This window comes from Blautia sp. AF17-9LB (genome assembly GCF_003479185.1).
GTDB lineage: Bacteria > Bacillota > Clostridia > Lachnospirales > Lachnospiraceae > Fusicatenibacter > Fusicatenibacter saccharivorans.
The window spans coordinates 1-2,933 of the sequence record NZ_QUGU01000037.1 but is presented as its reverse complement, the minus strand read 5'-3'; the positions used below and the strand labels follow the sequence as shown (position 1 = coordinate 2,933).

Here is a 2,933-nt window from a genome sequence, read left to right as displayed (position 1 = left end):
TGGTGTGAGAGGTCGAAAATTCCTCATCAAGAGGAATTTTCTCCTACTCGATTTTTAAAAGAAAAATATGAAAATAAATTCAAAGCATATTATACGTATGAAAAAGGGAAAAATTACACTTTTTTACCTATAAAAATAGAAAACGTGGATTTGTATAAAAATCAAATTAAAATATGGTGATAATTTCTCTTGGTGTAAATACAATTTTAAAATTATAATAAAAGTCACAAAAAATAACATAGAAAAAGGAATCAGTAAAGGGAAACAGATGCAAGGAATTGGTCAATTACTATGGAAATTACGAGAGAAAGAAGGAATACGACAAAAACAATTATGCCTGGGTATTTCTTCTGTGTCAAAATATGCAAGAATTGAAGCAGATCAGCAGGAAATTGATTTTTTTCTGATTGATCGAATTATGGGACGGTTGGGAAAATCGGTGGAGAGGCTCACTTATATATTGCCAAGGGACATTTACAATATCTATGAATTGCGTCAGGAGATACAACAGAAAATTTGTCAAAAAAAATGGGAAGAAGCAAAACAATGTCTGCTTGAATATGAGAAGAATAAAAGAGCAAAGGAGCCGCTGCATCAGCAGTTCATTGAGCAGGAATATGCGCAGATTGCATGGCTTCGTGGTAAATCAGTAGAGACAGTATGTGAACATTTGGAAAAGGCAATTGTACAGACAATGCCAGAAGCGGAAATACAGAGAAAGACAGGGATTTTAAGTGCAGAGGAATACAAACTTCTGCTATTTCGATGGGAAGTCTGTTTTGGTACAGATCGTGAACGAGGAGAGAAAGAACTTCAGGAGTTAGTAGAGGAGATCTTTCAGAAAAACTTTGAGAGGACAGAACGAGTAAAAGTAATTCCATATGCTGCATTGTTAATAGAAAAAACAGCCCGAGATGGAAAAGCGGATACTTATTTAAAATTGATAACAGAAACGGCGTTAGAAAACTTGAGAGAAGAAGGGAAACTGCTTTATATGCCGGAAATTCTGGAGCAGTATGCGCAGATTCTGGAAAAAGAAAATAGTAACGCAGAATTTATTGGGTTGCTGCGACAGGAACGTGCAAGCCTTCTGGAATTGGAAAGTGATTATAAAGTTTCTTTTAAAAATTACCGTCTGTTTGACCATGTGGTTCGGAATTTCGAGATTGATGCAGAATTGATACGTCGAACAAGAAATGCGGCAAAACTTACACAGGAAGGACTGAGTGAAGACATTTGTGCGCAGGAAACATTGGCAAGAATCGAAAACGGAAATCAGAAACCACGAAGCGGAAATCTACGTCAGATGATGGAGAAGATGGGAAGGAGTGGGGATAGAATTGAGACGGGGATTCAAGTGGAAGAGTATGAGACGCTGGAGTTGAAGATTGAATTTTCGAAGTTTATTCATCGAAAAGAGTATGGAAATGCAGAAAAGGTACTTTCAAAAATTGAAGAAAAATTAGACTGTAATTTGATGAAAAATTACCAATATATTGAAACAGAAAGGGTAAAAGTAAAATATAAGGAAAATGCAGAATATACGGAACAATTTATAAAACAATTAAAAGAATTACTTGCTATGTCACTTAAAGTTGAAGAAGGACAAAAAATAGAATATGTTTTAAATACAGAGGAAGTTAGTATTTTGACAGAAATGGCATTGATTTATTGGGGTGAACAGAATTATAAAGTAGCATTGGAAATATATCAATTTTTAGTGGGACAATATGAAAAAAGTTTTATTAAACCTGTATTTCACATCTTAGATTGGGGTATGAGTATGGGAAATTATGGGATGGCGTTGGAAGAATTGGGATATTTTGAAAAAGCAATAGGTGTCTGTCGAAAAAGAATTCAACAGACATTATTTGCCGGAAAAGGAGGATCATTGCACACTTCATTAATGGTTGAGGCTTGTATTTTAGAAGCACAAAAAGATGTAAAGTGCAAGAAATATTTTAAACAGGATTTAGATCTTTTAAGATTATATAAGATGCAAACAAATTATAAGTTAATGGAAAGTTATGTCAAGACAAATAAAATATTTGATTAACTTTAACCACCATCAGGATTTGTAGGAAGAGATGTTGTTGTAAATGGTGGGGTAGGTGAAGAAGGATTTGGAAACGAAATTGTAATCCAAAGTAAAAGCAGAAACAAATGCAGAATTAAAAAACAGAGTGTATGAAGAGGTTTTAAACAATCACATCACGAATGAAAGTGACGTAATTAAGGTTGCAATTGAACAATATCAGGAAAAACAGATGAAGACCCGCGCCATTGATGCAAAGCCGGATGATTATTTGTCAATCACACAGGTAGTGGATGAAAATGGCAGCGAGCAGGATATTATTTCAACGGGTTTGTTGATTGTAGACGAGCATCAGCAAAGAGTAGCAATCACTGATATTGTAAGCAATACGGGGCAGCTTAGCCAGTACAGCATTTATGCAACCATGAAAGTATCCGTGACAAATGACCGTCAGGCATTAAAGGTACGAATTAATTGGTTTGAAACAACACTGAACTACGGAACCTCTATGAAAGCAAGTAGTTTAATGCAGACATCCAAATATTCACCAGAGGTGGGATTCCAGTATGATGATATTACAAAAACAATTTCAAATCCTGCTGGAGGAACCCCATATCACTATACTCCAAATAATACGCAGATGATTACATATTCGACTTTAGAGTGTGGACGGTCCTGTCGTTCGTATATTAAAGCTGGAACCTCAAGTTTGAATATTGCTTATTGTGTTATATCTTCAGCCCCGGGAGGCCGCTGGGAGAGAGCTTAAGCAAAACTCGATTATCAGAACAAGCGAACTAATTGAAAATAGACGCTCCCCTTGCGTTATAGATACTAGGGGAGCGTTTTTGAAAACTGCGCGTCGCATTCTCGTTACTTCAGCCTGCAAATAAAAAGT

General features: G+C 35.8%; 3 protein-coding genes. All 3 read left to right on the top strand.

Annotation, left to right across the window (positions count from 1 at the left end):
* Positions 1–180, top strand: a 180-nt coding sequence (locus DWX00_RS19950) for a hypothetical protein (protein WP_207664709.1), incomplete at its 5' end; no start/stop codon positions are given.
* Between the two features lie 88 nt (positions 181–268).
* Positions 269–2,056 carry a helix-turn-helix domain-containing protein gene (locus DWX00_RS19320; protein WP_118596024.1) on the top strand — a complete coding sequence of 596 codons (1,788 nt, stop codon included), beginning with the start codon at positions 269–271 and terminating at the stop codon, positions 2,054–2,056.
* Positions 2,057–2,183: 127 nt separating this feature from the next.
* Entirely contained in the window at positions 2,184–2,804 is a 621-nt protein-coding gene (locus DWX00_RS19315) for a hypothetical protein (protein WP_055268443.1), read from the top strand.
* Positions 2,805–2,933: the final 129 nt, after the last annotated feature.

What these genes read in the sequence shown, in the direction of transcription:
- DWX00_RS19320 (WP_118596024.1), top strand. Translation starts at nt 269, where the DNA reads ATGCAAGGAATTGGTCAATTACTATGGAAATTACGAGAGAAAGAAGGA.